The organism is Zobellia laminariae, assembly GCF_030553095.1.
GTDB lineage: Bacteria > Bacteroidota > Bacteroidia > Flavobacteriales > Flavobacteriaceae > Zobellia > Zobellia laminariae.
The window spans coordinates 185,294-206,816 of sequence record NZ_CP130738.1; the positions used below are offsets into that span (position 1 = coordinate 185,294).

Annotated in this window: 20 protein-coding genes and 1 pseudogene; all 21 read right to left on the bottom strand. The window is 38.8% G+C overall.

Features of this window, described 5'->3' with window-relative positions; all coding sequences use genetic code 11:
- Positions 1–30: 30 nt before the first annotated feature.
- The 21 genes and pseudogenes from kduI to Q5W13_RS01040 all read right to left on the bottom strand — a co-directional run bounded on the left by kduI (position 31) and on the right by Q5W13_RS01040 (position 21,480).
- Entirely contained in the window at positions 31–861 is an 831-nt protein-coding gene (kduI, locus tag Q5W13_RS00945; protein ID WP_304445044.1) for a 5-dehydro-4-deoxy-D-glucuronate isomerase, read from the bottom strand.
- Positions 862–876: 15 nt separating this feature from the next.
- Positions 877–2,190: a sugar porter family MFS transporter gene (locus Q5W13_RS00950; protein ID WP_304445045.1), complete on the bottom strand. Its 1,314-nt coding sequence runs from the start codon at positions 2,188–2,190 to the stop codon at positions 877–879.
- 6 nt (positions 2,191–2,196) lie between these two features.
- Positions 2,197–3,003, bottom strand: a complete 807-nt coding sequence (locus Q5W13_RS00955) for a BT3233 family polysaccharide utilization protein (RefSeq protein WP_304445046.1) — start codon at positions 3,001–3,003, stop codon at positions 2,197–2,199.
- Positions 2,981–3,406, bottom strand: a complete 426-nt coding sequence (locus Q5W13_RS00960) for a DUF4861 family protein (RefSeq protein WP_304445047.1) — start codon at positions 3,404–3,406, stop codon at positions 2,981–2,983. Before Q5W13_RS00960 ends, Q5W13_RS00955 begins: the two co-directional genes overlap by 23 nt.
- 16 nt (positions 3,407–3,422) lie before the next feature.
- Positions 3,423–3,905 (bottom strand): DUF6250 domain-containing protein, encoded by a 483-nt coding sequence (locus Q5W13_RS00965; protein ID WP_304445048.1) that lies wholly within the window; start codon positions 3,903–3,905, stop codon positions 3,423–3,425.
- Between the two features lie 74 nt (positions 3,906–3,979).
- On the bottom strand, positions 3,980–4,228 hold the full coding sequence (locus Q5W13_RS00970) for a hypothetical protein (RefSeq protein WP_304445049.1): 249 nt from the start codon (positions 4,226–4,228) through the stop codon (positions 3,980–3,982).
- 19 nt (positions 4,229–4,247) lie between these two features.
- Positions 4,248–4,556, bottom strand: a pseudogene (locus Q5W13_RS24490) (3-keto-disaccharide hydrolase); the annotation flags it as partial.
- Positions 4,557–4,636: 80 nt separating this feature from the next.
- Complete coding sequence (locus Q5W13_RS00975; protein ID WP_304445050.1) at positions 4,637–5,074, bottom strand: 3-keto-alpha-glucoside-1,2-lyase-like domain-containing protein; 438 nt, start codon at positions 5,072–5,074, stop codon at positions 4,637–4,639.
- 83 nt (positions 5,075–5,157) lie between these two features.
- Entirely contained in the window at positions 5,158–5,679 is a 522-nt protein-coding gene (locus Q5W13_RS00980) for a sulfatase-like hydrolase/transferase (RefSeq protein ID WP_304445051.1), read from the bottom strand.
- A 291-nt stretch (positions 5,680–5,970) separates the two neighbouring features.
- Entirely contained in the window at positions 5,971–7,197 is a 1,227-nt protein-coding gene (locus Q5W13_RS00985) for a putative glycoside hydrolase (RefSeq protein ID WP_304445052.1), read from the bottom strand.
- A gap of 10 nt (positions 7,198–7,207) precedes the next feature.
- The gene (locus Q5W13_RS00990) at positions 7,208–8,311 is read right to left on the bottom strand and encodes a hypothetical protein (protein WP_304445053.1); all 1,104 of its coding nucleotides are present in this window, start codon (positions 8,309–8,311) and stop codon (positions 7,208–7,210) included.
- Positions 8,312–8,325: 14 nt separating this feature from the next.
- Positions 8,326–10,017 (bottom strand): hypothetical protein, encoded by a 1,692-nt coding sequence (locus Q5W13_RS00995; RefSeq protein WP_304445054.1) that lies wholly within the window; start codon positions 10,015–10,017, stop codon positions 8,326–8,328.
- Complete coding sequence (locus tag Q5W13_RS01000; protein ID WP_304445055.1) at positions 10,018–10,395, bottom strand: hypothetical protein; 378 nt, start codon at positions 10,393–10,395, stop codon at positions 10,018–10,020.
- A gap of 300 nt (positions 10,396–10,695) precedes the next feature.
- On the bottom strand, positions 10,696–12,681 hold the full coding sequence (locus Q5W13_RS01005) for an alpha-L-fucosidase (RefSeq protein WP_304445056.1): 1,986 nt from the start codon (positions 12,679–12,681) through the stop codon (positions 10,696–10,698).
- A 16-nt stretch (positions 12,682–12,697) separates the two neighbouring features.
- A complete protein-coding gene (locus Q5W13_RS01010) occupies positions 12,698–14,308 on the bottom strand; it encodes a PDZ domain-containing protein (protein ID WP_304445057.1) in 1,611 nt (536 codons plus the stop codon).
- An 85-nt stretch (positions 14,309–14,393) separates the two neighbouring features.
- Positions 14,394–15,068, bottom strand: coding sequence for a hypothetical protein (locus tag Q5W13_RS01015; protein WP_304445058.1), 675 nt, complete (start codon positions 15,066–15,068; stop codon positions 14,394–14,396).
- 15 nt (positions 15,069–15,083) lie between these two features.
- On the bottom strand, positions 15,084–17,903 hold the full coding sequence (locus Q5W13_RS01020; protein WP_304445059.1) for a heparinase II/III domain-containing protein: 2,820 nt from the start codon (positions 17,901–17,903) through the stop codon (positions 15,084–15,086).
- Positions 17,904–17,950: 47 nt separating this feature from the next.
- Entirely contained in the window at positions 17,951–18,289 is a 339-nt protein-coding gene (locus Q5W13_RS01025) for a sulfatase/phosphatase domain-containing protein (RefSeq protein ID WP_304445060.1), read from the bottom strand.
- The gene (locus Q5W13_RS01030; protein ID WP_304446582.1) at positions 18,214–19,113 is read right to left on the bottom strand and encodes a sulfatase-like hydrolase/transferase; all 900 of its coding nucleotides are present in this window, start codon (positions 19,111–19,113) and stop codon (positions 18,214–18,216) included. The genes Q5W13_RS01025 and Q5W13_RS01030 overlap by 76 nt, the downstream gene beginning before the upstream one ends.
- On the bottom strand, positions 19,028–19,471 hold the full coding sequence (locus tag Q5W13_RS01035; protein WP_304445061.1) for a sulfatase-like hydrolase/transferase: 444 nt from the start codon (positions 19,469–19,471) through the stop codon (positions 19,028–19,030). The genes Q5W13_RS01030 and Q5W13_RS01035 overlap by 86 nt, the downstream gene beginning before the upstream one ends.
- Positions 19,472–19,488: 17 nt before the next feature.
- Positions 19,489–21,480, bottom strand: coding sequence for a glycoside hydrolase family 97 protein (locus tag Q5W13_RS01040; RefSeq protein WP_304445062.1), 1,992 nt, complete (start codon positions 21,478–21,480; stop codon positions 19,489–19,491).
- Between the last annotated feature and the right edge of the window lie 43 nt (positions 21,481–21,523).

The following is a 21,523-nucleotide window of genomic DNA, read 5'->3' on the forward strand; positions in this document are numbered from 1 at the left end:
TATTCGTTCTTCCTTGTGTTTGTTAAAATCTTAAAGTACGCCCTGTAAAGGTTCGCCATCCATATCTGTAAAAGCCTTGTTTTCTCCTGCCATTCCCCAAATAAATCTGTAATTACTGGTACCCGAACCTGAGTGAATAGACCATGGTGGAGAAACTACCGCTTCAAAATTTTTCATAGCAATGTGGCGTGTTTCCTGTGGCTGCCCCATATAATGCATTACAATATTATCGCCAGGAATATCAAAATAGAAATAGACTTCCATTCTACGCTCATGCGTGTGCGGTGGAAATGTGTTCCAAACGCTTCCTTTTTTCAATTCGGTATATCCCATTACCAACTGGCAACTTTGAATACCGTCTTCATGAATGTATTGGTACAATGTTCTTTCGTTACTAGTTTCAACAGCACCTAATTCCACTATATTAGCATCTGAGCGCGTTGCTTTTTTAGTTGGATATTCTTTATGCGCCGGAGCAGAATTCAAATAGAATTGTGCAGCATCAGAGCCATCTGCACTTGTAAAACTCACCTCTTTGGAACCTTTACCTACGTATAAGGCTTCTAAGTTTCCAAGTTCAAATACCTCACCATCAACGGTTACGGTACCTTTACCTCCAACATTAATGATTCCCAATTCTCTTCTCTCTAAGAAATAATCGGCTTTCAACTCCTCGTAAGTTGGTAATGAAAGACTTTGGGATTTAGGAAAAGCGGTACCATATATAAAACGGTCATAATGCGTATAGATCATTTTTATAGCATCTTCACCCATAAGGTCCGAGCTGTGAAATTCTTTTCGTATTCTTTGTGTGTCATATAATTTGGCATCATCCGGATGCACAGCGTACTTAACTTCCATGTCTTAATTTTTAATTTATTTTGTTATCATTTTTTGCAGTTCTTCTAGAGTTTTTCCTTTGGTTTCCGGCATCAAAAAGATGACGAACAGCAATTGTAAGACCATCATACCGCTAAAAAAGAAAAATACAATTCCAGGGTTATCAAAACTACCCATGGCTATTGGCATAAAAAGCGTAATCAATGCAGCTAATACCCAGTGGGTAGAACTACCAAATGACTGCCCCTGTGCTCGTAAATTCGTTGGAAATATCTCAGATATAAAAACCCAAATTACCGCTCCTTGCCCAATAGCGTGAGAGGCTATAAAAAGGAACAAGAAAATAGGCACCATTAGGCCTTGCCATTCTAAAGTGAAAGCTACACCTACCATAGTCAATGAGATAATATAGCCAATAGAACCAATATACATAAGTACTTTACGACCTACTTTATCAATTAAATAAAGGCCCAACAAAGTAAAGATCAAGTTGGTTACACCTATACCAATACTGCTCAATAACGCGGTATTTTCTCCCAAACCGGCAGAACTAAATATTCGCGGTGCGTAATACAAAAAGGCATTAATACCTGATAATTGATTGAAGAAAGCAATCAAAAATGCTAGCATTAAAGGGAATTTGTATTTCTTGACAAACAAGGCAGATTTCTCTGTTTGTTCTTCTTTAAGTTGCTCAATAACGGACTCGTCCAATTCAGTTCCAGTAAGTTCCAATTGAATTCTTTTTGCTCCCTCCAAGTCGTTTTTCTTCTCTAACAACCATCGTGGACTTTTAGGAACTCCTATCATAGCCACAGTATAGATCAGGGCAGGAAGTGCTTCTATCCCAATCATCCATCGCCAAGGTTCCGAGCCAAAATCTTTCAATAAATAATTGGATACAAAGGCGATTAAAATTCCGAAAACAATATTGAATTGATACAATGCCACCAATCTACCACGGTTTTTAGCCGGAGCAATTTCAGAAACGTAGGTAGGTGCTGCAACAGTTGATGCTCCTACTCCAAGACCTCCAAGAAAACGGAAGAAAGAAAATAAATACGGGTCATCTGCGAGACCTGAACCTAATGCAGATACAAAGTATAATATACCTATCCATAAAAGGGTGTTTTTTCTTCCTATTTTATCGCAAGGAATGGATGCGAAAATAGCTCCTATTACTGTACCCCATAATGCCATTGACATAATGAACGTACCGTGGAAAATATCTGACGTACCCCATAAAGTCTGCAACTGTTGGTCTGCGCCAGAAATTACAACGGTATCAAAACCGAATAAAAATCCCGCTAGGGCGACAACAAATGACGTAAAAAATAATTTAGTTTTCATGGTGGTTTATTTAGATTTTTTAACTGAAACTGATAACGGACTAGATAAAACCTGAGACTGTTGTTTCAACATATTTTCCCAGTCTTCCAAAGAACCTACTTGTCCACTTTTATCCCATGCAAAACCTGCATAATACGTTAATTTCTCCTGAGGTTTGGTTACTACTAAAAGGTTACTCTGATCTACAGCATCAGATTTGTGAACAATGGCATTCTCTACTATTGCAGGGTCTATAACAATACCCTCACCTACTTTAGAACTATCTATAGTTTCCCAATGACGGAACCAGCCTTCTTCTTTGTTAACAGCGCCTTCACCCTCATTTTTATGTAACGTAATACCTATCGTGTAATTTGGAACCTTTTTGTCCGAAGAAAGACTAATATCGAACTTAGAAAAATTGGAACCTAAATCTAAAGTGATGCGTTTCGTTTCTTTAACTCCATATGGGCTCCACGGCGCATAATCCAATTCAAACACTGTACGTAATGGACCTGCTGCCAATGTTCTAGATGCCGTAAAATTATTAGATACCAGAAGGCTATCATTTTCCCAAATACCAATACCACCTGTACCTCTACTGCTTCCTACGTGATATGGGTCATACCCCTCACCGTGGTCTATATGATAAGAACCCGATTTAATTGTATGCGCCTTATACCATTTGTTTATAATGGATTTATCGGTACGTTTTAACCACAAATCTATTCCGCTAGAAAGTGTACTTCCTGAAACACCTGCCAACGCTTCTTTTTCTCCTGTAGGACCGTATGTTCTAAAAGCAACTTTATCATTCTCCCAAGGTATAATCATCCGTTCTTTCCGGTACGAGGCGCGAGTATGCAATAACATCACTTTCTGCTGGAGCTTTTACGCTATCAACAAGAATAACATATTCAGAGGTGCCATTAGCAGGAACCTCAGCTTGAAAAAGTAATTCATCATTAGTACCGTCTTGATCATTGTCTACCCATTGCGTACGCAGGTATTCTTGACCGCCTACTTTCTTTACTCGAATATTGCTTTCCGAGTTATTTTTTAAAATAGCGGACAAGTCAGCTGCGTTTGCGCCCACAACTTCACTCCTAGAGAAATCAAGGTCGTTTTTGACTTCTACTGATACCGTTTCAATATTAGTAGTAGATTCACAAGATGCCATCAAACAGATTGCTGTTAGATAAGCAAGGTTTAAAGGGTTAGTTAGGTTGATTTTCATTTTTTTCATTTTGTTGTTACTTCGCTATTTCCTCACTCTTCAAGCTAAAGACTTTAAAGTTTTCTATGGTCATATGATTATTCACTGTTCTAAAACCAAAATGGCCTGAAGTATAAGGGTTGGGGTCATAAAAATTTATTATACGTTCGCCATCTCTATAATACTGGATGATTCCATTGTATGCTATGATTTTAATTTTAGTGATTTTGTTAGGCTGAATAAGGTATTTTTTATCTGTAAAATCATGCTCTGGTAGCAAAGGTCTTTCTCCATCTCCGGTATATCTACGAAAACGGGTTTTAGAATTGTCATGACCACCAACACCTATGTAGTAAAGCCGAAGATTGTCATAGTTAGAAAATTTTCCTCCGCGCTTTTCGGAATTAACGAATAGGTCATTAGGGTGTTCCATATCTTGAGCCATCCAAAAACAATTAAGGTCGGATACACGGTCCTGCGGACCTCCTTCATCAATTACAAAGGCATCATAGGTTATCATTAATGGACCTTCCAATTTCTTTGTGAGCCAAATAGTACAGCCGGCAACATCTGTAATTTCTAATTTTCCATCTTTTACCTGTGGGCGGCACCTTTAGGCATTTGCTCCACCTTCCAATTTTGGAGACCCAATTGAAAAGAATCTAAATAAACTAGTGTGGTACTTGCCGTAAGGGTATCATTAATCTTTACAATTTCCTCCTGTGCCCTTACTATCATGGAAACTGACATTAGGATGAAGCTCGCTACTATTTTACTTTTTATCATTTCTATCATTCTATTTGCTGTAAGCCTTTCATATTTTAAGGCTTCTTCCTCATTCAACTTATCTAAGTCCTAAATTTTATTTTTTTAGAAATTTCTTTATCGCAATTGACTTATCTAATTCCTTTATCTTGATGTTTCTGTAAAATATTTCGGCTGTTTCAGATTGAAATCCTATTATCCCCTCACTTACAGAAAGGTTTGTGGCCATATTTACAATCTTTCCGTTTAGTTTGTGAATAGTGTATTCATCCCCCATCACAATTATCTCGCACTTATTCCATTCATCATTTAAAGAATTGAATTCTGCCTCTTTAGAAGCATGAAGTTCATTTTTACTTTGCTCTTTTTTCTCCCCTCCGTTCTTTGGAGTACTAAAGGTTTCACCATCTGCAGAATACCAATCTAGAGTTGTACCTGCAGCCCAGAAATCTCCTGTGTGATTTTTTTCTGTTAAATGGTTATACCTTACTTATAGTATTCAATACCCTTAGGCCATATCTTATCATCAAATACGTGGTAATAGCAACCGGCATCATATTGCCATTCATCAAAATTGTTCGTTATTTTCTCACCCCACTTATATTCAAATCTAAGTATATATTTACTATATTTTTTATTGGTATAAAAGAGGCCGTGCGTACCATTATCACCTGTATTAAGGTTTAAACTATCTGGAGAATCTTTAAAAACATGCACCATTCCGTTTTCAATAGCAAACACTTTCTTGGCCATCTCCTCATCTCCATTTCTCAACTTAAGATGCCATCCATCCCAATCTTTACCATTAAAAAGGTCTACAAAACCTTTATCGTCAGATTTCTGTGCTTGCAGATTGCCAAAGCTAATTGCACAAACTAAAGTAGCAATAAGATATAACTGAAAAGAGTTTTTTTGATTTTTCATTTTCTAATATTCTCGTTGTTTGGTTATTTATATTCTATTTCTACTGCGTTGCATTCCCTCTACAGTCTTTCTAGACTTACAAATTATGTCTCAATAATTTCTTCCAGTAATGCAATGGGTTCATGTGGTTCATGAAAAGTTGCCAGCAAGTAAAACGGATTATCATTATCTTTTTTGTCTAACCAACTAATAGCTTCATCCACTACAATCTGACAACTGAAGCCCTCTATTGGACCCGCATTCTCACCATTTCTGACGATTTTTTTGGAATTTTCATGACTAAGCGACGCATTGTTATGCATAGCGAACCAATAATCGAATCCAAAATAATCTGGCTGCGGTAGGGCACGGTTATTAAAAAGTGAACTGCATTGCCATTTACCCCCCAATGCCGTTGAATAGCCAACAGTTTTTAAACGCTCAGGTATGGTTTCTTCTCCTTTTTGCAAATTCACCAAATGACGTAAATCTTGGCTCTTTTTAGGACTAGGTATAAAACCACAGATACCTGCCTTATTAGGTTGAAAAGGTTCTTTCCCATCCTGTGCTCCAGCAGACATAACTGACACAATCAGTACCACAAAGGAGAAAATACGAAGGGTCATTTCACTTAAAGTTTATGAAGTTATAATTCAATCGCAATGTAATTCTAGTGATAGAAATAGCATATAAATTATATGCCCTATACTATAACTCATGATTCTTTTCCCTAAAAATAGGGGTTACACAAGGGTTTGATATTCTTAAGGGGTTTAGTTCTGTACCCAAAAGCAACGTTTCAGCATAAAACTAACCTTTTATTTTTGCTTAAATATCATGTACTCTCATGGTTCAGGCAATAAAAGTATTAATCCAAACCTTATAAGTACACGTAAATATTATATTAAGAAAATCAATCAATGCCATGTAATTTTCGCCTTCCTTGCCTCCGTATCTACCCAAACACTTGCATGTTCAAATTCACGTGTAAATATCCATCCATCTGGCTTTACGCGCTTAAAGACACCTGTTGGCTTCCCTAATGGTTTTTGTAATGAAGGATAATCTACCAAATTGCCATCTTCTAGGTTCCAACCCCAATTCCACTGAAAATACGAATAAGGTTGAGCGCCGATAAGGTAACAGGCTTGATGAAATTCTAATTGATCATGAGACCTTTTCTCTATTCCATCTGTCTTTGTTGCTCCCGTCGTAATATCATTTTTCCCTTTTCCTTTAGCGCCAAAACGATAGATTGAAATCTTACCGGCCTCTGCAATGCGGGCCATATCTCCCCATTCTTTGAGTAAATTTTCTTTATTGGTGACAGTAGCGTTATAATGCTCAAACATAAAAGCATCGCAATGAGGAAAAACCTCTTTTGTTCTAGCGGCATTGTTACCAATCAATATTTTATCTGGCCCCAATTGTTCTTTGAGCGCAGCCATCATTTCACCTTTGGCTTTTGCTAATTCCGCTATATCATCAACATGATAATCTGCATTTTCGTCCACGTTCATACGGTCTATAAAAATACCGTCAGCACCCGAAATTTTAACGCCTTCTATAGCTGATGCTACCCACCACTCACGAAATTCAGGGTTTAAAGCATCAAAATAGTACGAAAATGCCGGTCCTCTTGTTTTTTCCAAGAGTTTTCCAGTCTTTGGGTCACGTGCCAAAAATTTGGTCAATTCTTCGTTTTTCGCAATGCCATCCGGTGTAAATTCTTTATTAAATCGTGGAAAGGGCCATGCCACATAAGAATTGTAGTAGAACAACACTTTGATTTCAGGCTTAACTTCATGAAATGCTTCTACTTCGTGCTTTGTCCCCAATACCTTATGGTCACCAAGCAGATTGTATGCGTGAGATTTCTCCATACAGATAAAATCTGTTCTATCTGAAATAAATTGAATCTCTTCAGGCTCCAATACACGATCAATATCACCAAAATGATAGTACATCGGGGTCGTTTCCCAACTAAATTTTGGGAAATAGGACTGTGCATTAAAGCTAGAACCATCACTTGTAAGTAATGATGGTTGTTGCTGTCCGTAAGCGCATAAACTTACTGCAATCATACAGAAAATTGTGCTCAATATTTTTACTGATGGTATTTTAAATAGTATGTTATTTTTCATCTTTAATAGTTTATTCTATTTCAATTTTTCGTAATGTTCCAGCGTCAAATTTCTTTTTTGAATTTTTATAAGTAATAGTAATAGGAACTTCATTATTTAAGAGCAACTCACCTTGTTTTGACTCCAATACCACATTACCCATTTCAGAAGTTATGATAGTATGACCTTTGGCCGAAACTTCTTTTCCGTTGCCTATAAAAACTACCCAATCTCCGTTCTCTTCATTCCCAAATAAAGTATAGGTAGCGTCACTAGACATTGCTTTATAGTTTGCTTTTTGATGATTAGCCGATGAAAACACGAAATCTTCACGACCGGATTTATGTAGGATATTCAACCCAACAAATTCAGTATTCCCGTTTTCATCTTCAAAGCCTGAAATCTTTTCTATGCTTTTTCCTTCGGCAGAAGTAAAAGGTTCATAGACCGAAACGAAAGGTTTTTCCCATGCTGCCCCGTGTTGTCTTGCGGCAAAGGTTAAATAAGGTTCTTTATCTACTTTATAAGGTATACCGTGATTGCCTCTAAATGCTTTGTTCGGCGGAGATTTTATGGAGAATACCTCACGCCCTACTGTGCCTTTCATCCAAAGGTTCATAAAAACATCATCCTCACCTTCGGGCATGTCTATTTTCCATTCAGTTTGATAATCGTCTTCTAGCTTCACCGATTTTTTATCCCACATATAATCCAAGGCATAAAGATGCCCGCCGGCAAATGCCATTTCCTCACTTTCTGTTAGCTTCAGCGGATTTCCATCAGCATCCATTACACGCATACTTTGTCCTAGATTATGATAATAGTAATCATGAAATTTATCGCCTTTACGCTGTTTTTTAGAGCGAAATACATCAACATAATAACCAGCAGTTTCACCTGTTTTTACAATACTTACCAATCTACTTTGATCACTCTGCGTTTCGGGTTCTAAAAAGTAAACATCAGAGTAAGTGATGTCTTTATAAAAGCCTTTTTTCTGTTCGGATTTTGGATATTCACCCAAGACATCAAAAGCATGGTAACTTAGCATTTCTGTATACGAAGAAGCTCCGTCTACCATAACCGTATTGTGTGCAGGAAACTGCGAGTAATACTCCAGATAAATAGGTTGCAAATAGCCCGCTCCTTTTATGGGTCTGCTCCTTGAACAAATCCTTTACCATACAATTCCATATTAATACCATTGGCATGCATATGGTTTCCTAGAGAACCGTTCAAAGAGACCATTAGTCCATCTTTACCTTTTCCCATACGCTGCACATGCCAACTAACACTTGGAGCATTAAAAGTTTGGGTGATATAATCTTCTATGTTGTGTTCTTTATAGTTTGGATTTAACACTAAAGGTTTACTTGCAAAAAAAGAAGATATTCCTTTAGAATGTCTTTTTCTATTTTGAGCAGATTCCTCTTTATCCTTAGCAAACAATCTATACAAACCTGTAAACTCTTTTTCTAAATCTTTGTCCTCATTTTTCTGAGCAATACGAATCATATCTTCTATTGCCTCTGTACTTATTGGCCCGTAGTTTGAATCTCCAAAAGCTACAATCTGATTGTTTGGAAATAAATACTGTGGCATCATTTTCACCGCTTTACTCATTACAGGGGTATACGGAAGAATGTTATGATTAAATGTGTTATCGAAATCACGAATAAATTCGGTAAGACTACTTGTTACCCCAAGTGAATAACTAGGACATTCGTTCCAAACCCCATTACTTTCATCATAGCCGTAATCAATAAACTTTGATAGCGACCACTGCCTAGCTGATGTCACATTTAAAATGTAATTAATATAATACTCGCGACCTTTTTTATCCTCATAGTTTTCATCGTCTTGCAATACCATGGCTGCTTTTAAGATGATGTTGGCTTGATGCAGATTCCAGTTATTTTGCGGTACACCATTTTTTATAACTAGGTCTGTCCAACGTTTTATAGTTGCATCATACATAGCAATATGCTCCGGATGGTTTGCTTCTATATACGGATGTAAAAAATCATAAAGTATGGCTATTTCACGAAGAATACCTTCGTGTATTACTTGAAAGTTGGTAAAACCAACCAGTGTTTGAATATGTCCGTTTAGCAAATCAATAGGTTCCCCGCGGTAAGACATACCTTGCATATAGGTATGGAAAACATCATAGGAAAACTTTGCGAAATGCTCGTCATTTTCAAGCCAATATAAAAATGCCGCATCTCTTGCCAATCCAGTAATCTCATCATTGATAGAGTTTATAATTCTACCTGTTTTCGATTGTTCTACCCACTCAAATGGCTGACCTCCTTTACTCTTATTTGGCAAATACAAACCACGGGGGTCGTCCATATAGGGCAAAATATCTTTTAACTTTGGTTTTCCATAAAGCGTAGTATAATCACGCGAACCAGAAAAACGCACCGTAGGCACAGGAGCCTCACCATCTGCGTGAGAATAATCCTGACCATTAATATAAACATTGGTTGCTTTGGTTTTCCAGTACATTTGCAAACGAGATACCATCCATTCTGGATCTTTAACATGACGCTCTACATGTTCGTCTACCTCATCATGCAATCCCGCTAAAACGTCTTTTGCCCATGCTTCTTTTTTAATGGTTTTCTGAAGGTCTTTCTTTTCAGAATTGGTGATGTACAATCGTGGGTAACCTTGTTCTAAATTTTTCGGTAACGGTATATCTGCTGAGTTCTGAGCTGATATATAAGTGGTGAACAAACAGAAACCAACTACCAAAGTAAATGTTCTGATGACAATTATTGATATTCTACTGTTTCTTGTCAACATTTTGGTCTCTTTCTGTATATAATTATTCATCTATAATGGTGTATAGGTAATAGTTAATTTCCCTTCTTTATTCGCTAAACGATAAATACTGTCCGTAGTGGGCATTTCAGGTTTTGTGTTCAGTAATCCATTCGCTTTAACTAAGTAATAATGACCTGATTCAGAGTTTGCAATTGCATCCCAATAACCTCTATCCGATATTTTTGATGCTGGTTGAAATGCTTCTTTTGGCAGTACCTTTTTAAGCATTTCTATTTGTTCAGAAGACGGATAGATAATATCACTATCTGCCAATTTTAGATAAGTTGACATATCTAAATACCCAGAAGAAGTTTGCCCTAAAACATCTTGATTGAGAAAAACAGTCACCGTAAAGCAACATATAAATTGAAGTATTTTTTTCATCATATAGAATTAAGTATTGCCCCATGCCTAAGGGGACAAACTATAATATTGTTGATGGTTAAAAAAAAAGCCAAGAACCAATTACATTACAATGTTATCGGTTCTTGGCTATATATAATATAATATAGTGTTCAGGACATATAAATTATAGCCCATTACCTGTATAATGGACTATAAAGAGGTTATTCAAAATAAAAATCGGTTATTATTCTTCTCAAAATTCCAATGATTTTTATACATCTATTTTTTATATGACAGCGATTTTATATTTGCTTCTGCAAAATAATATTGAACTGTATACTTCTATTTTTTCTTCAATGCTTTGGCAATAGCTTCATTAACCAATGGAGCCATAACGTTATATCCTTCTAGATTTGGATGCACACTATCTCTACCATACTCGCTTTTTAAGCCCTTTTCCGCATCTACCATTGGCGTATAATAATCTAGGTAGACTATATTGTTTTTATCCGCATATGCCTTGATTTTTTTGTTCAGTTCAACAATCTGATCAGCAGGTGAAATAGATGGACTCCAAGAGTAACTATTAGCTGGTAATGCCGATGCCAGAACCACTTTAATACCATTTGCTTTAGCTAACTGTGCCATTGAGAATATATTCTTAGTCACTTGGTCAATACTAATAGGACCACGGTTTCCGGCAATGTCATTCGTACCAGCTAGAATAACAACAGCTTTAGGGTCCAAATCAATAACATCTGGACTAAAACGCAACAACATTTGTTGTGTTACCTGACCGCTTATTCCTCTATTGATGTACGAAGGATTTTTTTCAAAAAACTCAGGATTGTTTTTGCCCCAACCTTCGGTAATGGAATTCCCCATAAAAACCACACGGTTCTCTTTTTTAGCAGGTGCTTTCAACTGCTCGTTTGCGGCTTTATATTTTCCAAAGTTCGCCCAATCATCATTAGACAGCAAAGTCATTTTAATTACGCTAACCGCAGCATCAGGGGCCGTTTTTGGAAGCTGAATGGTCAACCCTTTATCGGTAAGACCTGCTTTCAATTTGGTTCCGTCTGCCAATAAAGTAGCTCTCTGTAATTTTATATCGCTATTGATAAATAGGTTACCATCTTCGGGCCAATCAAAAACATGAGCATAAAGAATATCATCTTTAATTGTATAACGGCCCCACTCAGCTCTATCATAAGGACTTGCGCTACTTCCGTAAATGGCTTCACCGTTTACATCCGTCCAGTCTCCCATAGCCTTTAATCTTTCTACGCTCTCTGGTGGAAACTGACCAAGACCGTCAGGGCCTATATTCAATAAGAAGTTCCCTCCTTTTGATACGATATCAACTAAATTTTGAATCAACTTTTTACTGCTTTTCCAGTTTTTATCGGAAGGTTTATAGCCCCACGACCCGTTCATGGTCATACAAGACTCCCAGTCGGAATCGATGCCCGTAGCCGGTATCTCTTGTTCGGGCGTACCGAAATCACCTGCAAAATTCCCTTCGCGGTCCATACCTTCCATTCCCATACGGCCCTTGTCTACCCTATTGTTGATAATGGTATTCGGTTGGATCTCGCGGATGAAGTCGTACATTTCCTTGCCCATTTCGGTGGTGTAATCGGCAATCCAATCGCCGTCGAACCAAACCACGCCTATATCGCCGTAATTGGTCAACAGCTCTTTTACCTGGGGTTTTAGGTAATTCTTAAAGTATTCGGGAAATTCAGGGTTCACAACAGTTTGGTCTTTTTGACCTGCATTATAATTAGGGAATAAATTGCCCTGCGCCTGAGGATGGTGCCAGTCTACGATGGAGTGATAGAAACAGAAAACGATATCCTGCTTTTTACAGGCATCCGACAATTCCTTGATCACGTCTCGCTTAAAAGGTGACGAATCCATGATATCATAATCCGACACCTTAGAGTCCCACAGACCAAAACCATCATGGTGTTTTGAAGTGATTACGATATACTTCATTCCGGCATCCTTGGCCATGGCAACCCATTCATCGGCATCGAACTTAACGGGGTCGAATACAGGAGGTAATTTTTCGTACTCCTCAATGGTATAATCTAACTTGTCCATAATCCATTCGGCACCCCCTCCACAGATTTCTCCGTTTCTTTCCCCTCCGGGAATGGAATAGACGCCCCAATGGATGAACATTCCAAATTTGGCATCGCGCCACCAGGCCATACGTTCATCATCAGACAGTTTTTTTACTTCCTTATCTTGGGTAAGGCCCTTTCCCAAAGTCAATATCGCAACAAATGCGAACAAAATTGATTTTACTATTACTTTCATTTTCTCTTGATTAAGGTTACTTGGTTCTAATAGATAATTGTATTTCCGATTGATTTCTAACTACGGTAATGTCTAATTTTTCTTGGGTCTTCGTTTCCATAACGACATTGATGAAGTCCCTTATTCCTTTTAGCCTTTTCCCATTGGCCTGTACGATTACATCCCCCGCTTTTAGGCCCTTGTTCAGTACGGCCGGACTTTGCTCCCAAACATTTAAAACGATGACACCTTCGGCCGTGTTTAGACCGTAGGCCGACTGCTCTTCCTTTGAGGAGACGTTTTTCAACTTGTTCCGCAATAAGGTCATAACCGGTGCCGTTTCCGCCCCCTCCTTCGTTTTTTCATTCAAATTAGGGACTTCAGGTGTTTTGGCAAGCGCTTTCAACTCGGCCTTTTGCACGCCAAATTTGTCCATCGGGAAATTTTTAAATCCGATTTTGAAAGCAGGCGAATTTTCTAGAACGGAAAAGTCAAGGTGTGCGGGATCCTTGAACAAGGGGTCTCCATAAGCACTGTTCAAGTCCCTATCATACAGTCTAGATTTCATCATACTTACTTCATTAGGGAACAAATTATAGTCCAATTCCTTTCCCCAACCGTCTAGCCTTATATCTTGATAGGCCTTTTGGACAATGTTGTGCCGGAATACATCTTGGCTGTTTTTAAACCATACATGGGGATGCAGGGAGTTGTTGACCATAATGTTATTCTCTGCGACCCTAGCAAACCCTTCCCTTAGTTTTAAGCCATTGTTCAACAGTAAATTATTGTAGATATGGTAATTGGAAGACCCATCGTCTAAATCAATATCCCAACCGTGGTCACAACGAAAGCGGTTATTCCTAATGATAGTGGTATGCACGGCATCCCATTTCCACATATTGGGGTTCGCATCGGTCAAACTGTCCATCACCGCTCTTTTGGGGTGCCAAAACCTATCTCTCCCCCACGAATTGAAAGACCCATGGTCACTGGTCTCCAATACGGTATTGAACACATCGTTATATTCCAAAATATGTCCGCCCCAAGTACCGTCACCAATATTGATGCCCGCCCTGGGCACATCGTATATGCTATTGTGCCGAACGGTAATATCCATAGCCATGGAAATTTGAACGCCAGCCGTTTGCTTTTCTATTCTTCCTATTCTGTAAATGAGGTTATCCTCTACCAAGCATTCCCTTGGAAAAAGTTCGTTTTTAGGACCCGACACGGTATCCATTTCGCTTACCGGAACAAACTCTTTATAATTAAAGGATGGTGAACGTACTGCCGACGGATCGCCTATAAAGGATATGGCACTGGCCCCCGAATCATGAATGTGATTTCCCTTGATCTCAAGGTTTTTATTATACTTACTTGCCAAGATTACATTACCGCCAAGGTTCGTGAATTCGTTATTGGTCACCTTGCAATTCTCCGTTCCCTCCAAGAAAACGGCGCCGCCTCGGTATATCGTCCAATCGCTTCTTAAGAGAGGCTCATATCCGTCCATAAAGGTGCGTTGCGAATTCTCAAACTTCACCCCTTCTATGGTGACATTCCTTACCGGATTCTCTAAGGTACCCGTAAGCTGAATTAAATTTTTTAGTACGGAAACCTCAAATTGGGCCGTATTCAAATCCATATCGTCCAAAGGCCAGTAGTAGAGCTTGTTTTCTTCTGTATTCAGGTACCATTCTCTGGGCTATCCAATTCCTCAAAGACATTCTCTACCATTCGGAATACTTTGTGCGGTTTAGAGCCCTATTGTTTTGATGTCCGCCTTCAAAAACCGGGTTCCCGTCGGCGTCAATACCTGTAATTCGAAAATGGAAACCGCCCCATCTACCACCATGTAAGGCGTGAAAATAGGTTCCAACCGGGTTCTTCCATGATGCCACACGTTCTTTGGACAAGGCATCTTCGGCAAAACCCTGCCAATACTGTGCGGCTTCATCGTAATTGGGATATCGGGCCAGAACCTGTGGTTTCCCATTGACCACAAATTGGTCGAAACTTGAGACTTGCCCCACATCGGCTACATACATATGGTCTTTATATTTCTGCCAATCCAATTGTATGGGCGTCGCCCCTTTTAAAGTCACTTCCGACGCACTCGTACCCTTAATGGTCAAATTACTCAATGAAGGAGGTATGGTAATCGATTCCGACAAGTAATAGGTTCCGGGGAGAATATTTATAATTATATGGGCTTCTGGGCTATTTTCTTTTAATTCCGATGTTTTTTGAACCGCTTCCGCAACGGTCGTATAACTGAGGCCATCGCCCTTTTCATTTTCCGCAGTTTGGGAAACATAAATCTCTATGGGTTTCTCTTCTTGAGTACACGAAAAAAGAAGAGCTATAAAGCCGACTAGAAATAGTATTTTATTGAGTTTTTGCATGTTTTTTTGATCTGTTTAATACGTAATCAAAACCTTGTCGTAGCTTTTGGAAAGCTTAAACACGACTTGGCCCGAGTTATTCCTATTGGTGGTTCCCTTTCTGCTCGCTACGAGCTTGCCATCTTCGAACAAGTGTATTTCAGGTTGACTTCCCTCCTTTGGCAGGGGCATGTTGACGGTTATGGGCTTATCATTGCTAACGGCATACCCATTTGGAGCCTTTTCCAGTGTAAAGGAAAATGGGCTTCCCGATGAAACGATATCCCAGCCATGCGATTCAAACTTTTCCATTCCCGACAAAAACATGAATTCGATATCGGCCTCGTTATGGGTCGTCCGTAAAATGGACAAGAATCCTTTTTGATAGAAACCGTCTTTAGATACCACATCGCTTTCCGAGGCATTTAAAACCGTTCGGTCCAAGGTGGTTTTATCGTTTAACAACACATCGATAATCTGCGTGTTCGGGTACTCGGGCACAGACGAAAAAGACACATTTGCTATGGGGTTGGCCTCCCCTTCCATAAACGGATTGAAAATTACCGCGAAGGGATGCTCCCAAGCCGCTTCGTCCCTTTTCAAGATTAAGGTCGGTATGGGTTTTTCAAGAACCTCTTTAGGAGCGGTACCCTCACTAAGGGCATTCGATTTTGGCGAATTGACCTTATACAAAGTTTGGTTTTCACTTCCCTTGACCCATAGTTTCATGAAATTATCGGGACTTTCACTGCTTTTTAGGGTAAAAATGGCTCGAATATCCCCAGAATTGATCGTTTTCGTCTTATCCGTAAAATAATCATAGCCCTTTAAATCCCCTTTGCTAGAAGACAGTTCATCTGTAGGCATTGTTTTTAAGGGGTTATTTTTTACGTCAAAAAGCTCTAACGATTGCCCTAGGTTATGATAGATATATTCGTGCTTCTGCCTTCCTCCCTTTTGTTTTTTAGAGCGAAATACATCGATTACATATGGTTTTTTAGTGTTGGAAGCAATTACCGCCGTAAAGCGTTGCTGGTCGGAAACCGTCTTAGGTTCAACAAAGGACACGTTCGAAAAAGTTACTTTATCAAAGGAAGGTCTTTCCCCTGATTTCGGAAACACATTCTCCAGCTTAAAAGGAAAATAGGTACGCATGGCCGCATAATCCGATTGACCATCGACCACTACGGTGTTATGGGCCGGAAAACGGGAATAAAAATTCCTATGGTCATCATGCCAATAACTCGGTCCGCGCCCCATATCGGTACCCAAAACGTAATTGTTCGCATACAACTCCAATGAAATGCCATTGGCGTGGGCATGGTTACCAAAAGACCCAACTATAGACGCCATTACCGCATTTTCTCCCTTTCCCATGCGCTGGTTGAGCATACTTACATTAGGCGCATAAAAGATGGGCGACACGAGCTTATCGGTGTTTACATCTTCCTTTGAATGGTTCTCGATCAAATGATCCGTATAGAAAAACAGTTCAAAGAAATCTTTCGCCCTTCGGTCATATACCCCCTCATTTACCATTTGCGATAGGAGTCCCGATATCAATTTCTCCTTTTCCACTTGACCGTACTTTCTATAGTTGGCCACCAAAAGTTCAAAGTTTTCCGGGGGAAGCATTTTATGGTGGGAATCGCCAAAGCCAACGGTATACCCACTCGGAAACAAATACTGAAAAGAAGCCAAGGCCGCCCTTTCCACAATAGGGAAATTGGCAAACTCATTGGCATTGGTAGCATGGTCCAATAAAGTGAATATGCGTAAAAAGGTAGTGATTACATGAACCGAATACGAGGCGCACTCGGGCCACATGGCATTTTCTTGGTCATAAACTAACAAGCTTTCCTTGATGGCAATTTGCCGATCCGTAGATATATTGAAAGTATGGTCTAAAAAATACTCCTGTCCTTTCCCATTCTTGTAGTTTTTGTTCCCCTCTAAAACCAAACCAATATAAGTAAGAAATCTAGCTTGGAATAAATTCCAATTATTATCAGGAATTCCCTTATTGATTATTTGGTCTCCCCATTTCTGAAGTACGGCTACCGAAGTGTCTAGTTTCTTATTATTCGTCTTAAAATAGTTAAATAGAAAATCATAGGTAGTAACCAATGAAACCACAATACCTTCATGAATAACTTCAAAAGTAGCAAGGCCGGATATGTTGGCCTGTTCCGATTTTTCTAGGTCAATTGGAGCATCTCTGTAATACATTCCCTCCATGTATGTAAAGAAAACGGGAGCCGCAAAATCTGCATACTTTTGGTCACCAGTAAACCAATACAAAAAAGCAGCATATGAAACCAATTCCATTATCTGCTCGTTAATCTTGTCGATTGCAAAACCGGATTTAGAAGGATGTACCCATTCCATTTTCCCGGTTTTCTTATGCTTTAAATATAAGCCGCGAGGGTCATCCAAATAAGGTTGTACATCTTCTAACTTTGGGCGCTCATAATCCGTTGCCCAGTCTCTTGTACCAGAATATCTAACTGTAGCCACAGGAGCCTTTCCTTCCGAATGCGAAAAATCTCCTCCCTTTAGGAAAACTTTAGTATGCTTGGTGTTCCAGTTCATTTGAAGCCTTGAAACCAACCATTCCGGGTCATTCTCCCAATACGTCATATACTTTTCTAAACGCTTCCTCTTTTTATCTACAAGTTCCTTTTTCCATTCAACGTTCTCTACCGATTCTACAAAGGCTTCTTTTTCTTGATTGGTGACGTAAATTCTTGGGTGTTCTGTTGTTTGCCCCGTAACAATGATTGATACAAATAAAATACATGCTGAAATCCATACTTCTTTCCTTTTCATTTTCTTCATCATCTTTCTAAAATTCATGGGTGTTCTCTACCGTATCAATCAGTTACTTCAAGGTCTTTTATAATCTAATATTGGTTAGGGTGTTCATAATCCCCTATTCTATGGTATACATTTCTTTTTAAAGGTATCTGCATACCATCGCTATTCTCTAACCAATCATAAAGGCTATTGGCAAAATCCTTTATCATGGGTTGTAATTCTGGTTTGTCAATAAGGTTGACAATTTCATTAGGATCGTTCTCTATATCATAAAGCTCGTTCGTATCCCAAATACCATTGTAGCGTATGTATTTATATTTATCCGTTCGTACACCGAAAACGGTTGGCGTCATTGGAAAATCATATTCAAAATAATACTCATAGAATATCTTATCGCGCCAGTTATTCTCATCACCCTTAAGCAATTGAACAAATGATTTACCTTAAGCATATAATCAGGTTTTTCCAGTCCGGCACACTCTAAAATAGTAGGGGCTATATCTACATTTTGCACCATTCGTTCTATAGTCTGTCCTCCTTCAAAAATCTCTGGACAACGTACCAACATAGGTACTTTAACCGATTCTTCGTAAAAATGGCGTTTGTCAATCAAACCATGCTCACCCCAACTAAATCCATTATCACCCATATAAATAACCATGGTAGACTCATCAAGACCATTAGCCTTCAACCATTCCATAACAGTGCCTACACTTTCATCAACTCCCATTAAAGTTTCGCAATAGCGCTGTACCAAATCATCAAAAGTGCCTTCTGCCTTTCCGTGATACATGTAATCTACACCATGCCAGCTATCGCGTTGCTTCTTCACCCATTCTGGCCAATTCAACTTTTTATAAGCACTACCAATAGTTTGCGTATACGAGTCCGGTTTCACTATTTTTTTACCCGCATACATACCCTCATGACGCTTGGCCGGTTTAAACATGGCGTGAACTGCCTTATGAGAGAGGTACATGAAAAATGGTTTTTCAGCATCTCTATTATCTAACCAATCCACTGCGTGTTCCGTCAACAAATCTGTTACGTAAGTCTCTTTATCGTATTGCGTATTTTTTCCGTTGATGTTAAGATTAGGAGCATAGTAATCTCCTTGACCCGCAAAACTTTCCCAGTGGTCAAAGCCCGGTCTTGGCTTATCATTATGGTCTCCCATATGCCATTTTCCAAAAAAGGAAGTTTGATATCCTGCTTTCTGAAGGTACTCCGGAAAGAACGTTAGATTCAGGGTTTGGAGCTACATTATCTACTATGGTATGCACATGCGAGTATTCTCCCGTTAGAATACTAGCTCTACTTGGCGAACACAAAGACGTAGTTACAAACGCATTTTTCATGTGCGCACCTTCTGCTGCCATTTTATCCATATTAGGAGTCTTTAGCCACGGCACCTTACCTGTAAAGCCCATAAAATCATAACGGTGATCATCTGTTAAGATGAAAATTACATTCCGCTTCTTTTGCCCCTTAACCTTCTTTAAATTTAGGTTGGTCTTTTTAATTTTTTGAGGTTGCTGAAATCCGAAACTAGGGTTTGGGGACAGTAGCAACATGGTAATAACAAAGACAAGAATTCTCCTTTTCATATATGGCTGATTTGTAATTAATTGATTTTTTGAATACGCATAGCGAATCCGTTATTTCTTTCAATGTTCAATTTAATTAAACTATTCGAATCCAATTCTTTTTCCTCGATCTTAACGTGAGTTCGTGTTTGCACCGTTTTATCATCGGTATACAATTTTGCCTTATAAGTGGTGTTCTTATCTAAAAAAGAAAAATCAAGTTCAACGGTTCTTCCTTGATTTCCATTGATACCACCAATAAACCAGTCGCTCCCCTTTCTACGAGCAATAACTCCTATTCCTCCAATTTGTGCTTCTAACACCTTGGTTTCGTCCCATGTGGTAGGTACAGCATCAAAAAACTCCAATTCCGGTTCGTTTCCTATATGTCTTGTATCTCCCCAAAGACCATCATTCTTTTCCGGAGAATCCAAAGGTTTATCATACCAATACAGAAATTGTAACGGACTAAAAATACAGACAGTTTTTGCTAGTTGAGAAGCATGCGACCCCATTACATCTACCCTAGAATTATAATAGCAAACCGTATTATCTGCCGCACCGGCCAGCATTCTTGTGAACATAGTTATTAGAGTATGCTCATTGGTTACCGTAGTTTCATCTCCGGCAATACCTTCTTGCGTTAAAAAATTAGGGTAGGTCCTTGAGAAACCTGTTGGGCGATACTCATCATGCACATCAACTACCATTTTATAACTTGCTGCTTTTTTTACAGCCTCGTGCAGCCATGCCGTTGCATCTTGGTCTCCTACTCTAACAAATCCGAATTTAATACCTGCCACTCCCCATGATTGGAAAAGTTCTAGAACTTCATCTAATTGTTTTTCGAGGGCACGTCTATTGACATACAGGATAACACCAATGTTTTTAGTTTTTCCATAATCAATCACGGCCTTTAAATCCAATGGCCCTTTTGAACGATTAGGGTCTACCGTAATGGTAGTGGCATCAGATGAGTCATACATTTCATTGCCGTACCAACCAGCATCAAACAACACATATTGCATATTGTGTTTTGCCGCAAAGTCTACCGTGACAAAACCACCTTCTGTGGTCAATGTTGCTTCTCTGATTACCTTTCCCGGTTTGATCCAAGATTCATCTTTTATTTCAGAAGCATCGTTCAAATTTTGAATGATGGAATTATTGGTTAATAATTGCCCTTCATTTTCTGCCATCATTATTACACGCCATGGCGATTGAAATGGTAATTCTTTATGAACTTTCATCTTACCTTCAAGCTGTTCGGAGATTACCGCACCGGTAATGGTATCCTGCTGTTGTTCTTCCATCTTACTGTCTAATGAAGAAACAATACTAAATTCTGAACTTGAACCTTTATCAAAGCTAAGTCGAGCAAAATCTACCAACTTTGCTTCGGCCAAGGCAATCATTAAACTGTCTCCCATTTCTATAACCAATGGGCGTTCGCATCCTTTTTGCAATTGAGATATCGGAATCTTTCTATATGCTCCTTGTGCCGTTAAAACACCCTTCTCCCTTTTAGGTGTTGACCATAATTTATAATCCTCTTTAAAATTATAATTGATTTTTTCGTCTAAATCAATTTTGGCAATTCCGCCTTGCTCGGGTATTTCATATGCCAAAGCAATACCTTCATTATAGGCCCTAACTATTAAGTTTAGCTGATTGCCTCCCTTATCCAATAGAACCTTGAGCTGGTTGTAATTGTCATGAAAACTACTATTATCAAGAAAATCTGAATGCCACGTGTTTGATTCGGAAGTATGTTCTGTATTCAATATTGATAAAGAGCCGCTAAAAGGCAACTGCTCTGATATAATTTCTAATGTTGATGGTAATAAGACCGAGTTTCCATTGTAAAAAACAGCAAACTCTATTTGGTCATTTTCAGTTAATATCCTTATTTCTTTAGTCCCATTAGGCGATTTTAGTTCTGTTTTCTCAGATGAAGTACACGAGCAAAATGACACTAAGACTACAAGAATCTGAATCCTATATTTTAGAAAATGTATAATCTTAATCATTTTTAGTAATTAATTATTTCATGAATTTAATCTGAAACCCTTC

Coding starts and splice junctions, on each gene's coding strand:
- kduI (WP_304445044.1), bottom strand. CDS start 861: ATGGAAGTTAAGTACGCTGTGCATCCGGATGATGCCAAATTATATGAC.
- Q5W13_RS00950 (WP_304445045.1), bottom strand. CDS start 2,190: ATGAAAACTAAATTATTTTTTACGTCATTTGTTGTCGCCCTAGCGGGA.
- Q5W13_RS00955 (WP_304445046.1), bottom strand. CDS start 3,003: ATGATTATACCTTGGGAGAATGATAAAGTTGCTTTTAGAACATACGGT.
- Q5W13_RS00960 (WP_304445047.1), bottom strand. CDS start 3,406: ATGAAAATCAACCTAACTAACCCTTTAAACCTTGCTTATCTAACAGCA.
- Q5W13_RS00965 (WP_304445048.1), bottom strand. CDS start 3,905: ATGATAACCTATGATGCCTTTGTAATTGATGAAGGAGGTCCGCAGGAC.
- Q5W13_RS00975 (WP_304445050.1), bottom strand. CDS start 5,074: ATGAAAAATCAAAAAAACTCTTTTCAGTTATATCTTATTGCTACTTTA.
- Q5W13_RS00980 (WP_304445051.1), bottom strand. CDS start 5,679: ATGACCCTTCGTATTTTCTCCTTTGTGGTACTGATTGTGTCAGTTATG.
- Q5W13_RS00985 (WP_304445052.1), bottom strand. CDS start 7,197: ATGAAAAATAACATACTATTTAAAATACCATCAGTAAAAATATTGAGC.
- Q5W13_RS00995 (WP_304445054.1), bottom strand. CDS start 10,017: ATGAATAATTATATACAGAAAGAGACCAAAATGTTGACAAGAAACAGT.
- Q5W13_RS01000 (WP_304445055.1), bottom strand. CDS start 10,395: ATGATGAAAAAAATACTTCAATTTATATGTTGCTTTACGGTGACTGTT.
- Q5W13_RS01005 (WP_304445056.1), bottom strand. CDS start 12,681: ATGAAAGTAATAGTAAAATCAATTTTGTTCGCATTTGTTGCGATATTG.
- Q5W13_RS01010 (WP_304445057.1), bottom strand. CDS start 14,308: ATGGATTTGAATACGGCCCAATTTGAGGTTTCCGTACTAAAAAATTTA.
- Q5W13_RS01015 (WP_304445058.1), bottom strand. CDS start 15,068: ATGCAAAAACTCAATAAAATACTATTTCTAGTCGGCTTTATAGCTCTT.
- Q5W13_RS01020 (WP_304445059.1), bottom strand. CDS start 17,903: ATGAATTTTAGAAAGATGATGAAGAAAATGAAAAGGAAAGAAGTATGG.
- Q5W13_RS01035 (WP_304445061.1), bottom strand. CDS start 19,471: ATGAAAAGGAGAATTCTTGTCTTTGTTATTACCATGTTGCTACTGTCC.
- Q5W13_RS01040 (WP_304445062.1), bottom strand. CDS start 21,480: ATGATTAAGATTATACATTTTCTAAAATATAGGATTCAGATTCTTGTA.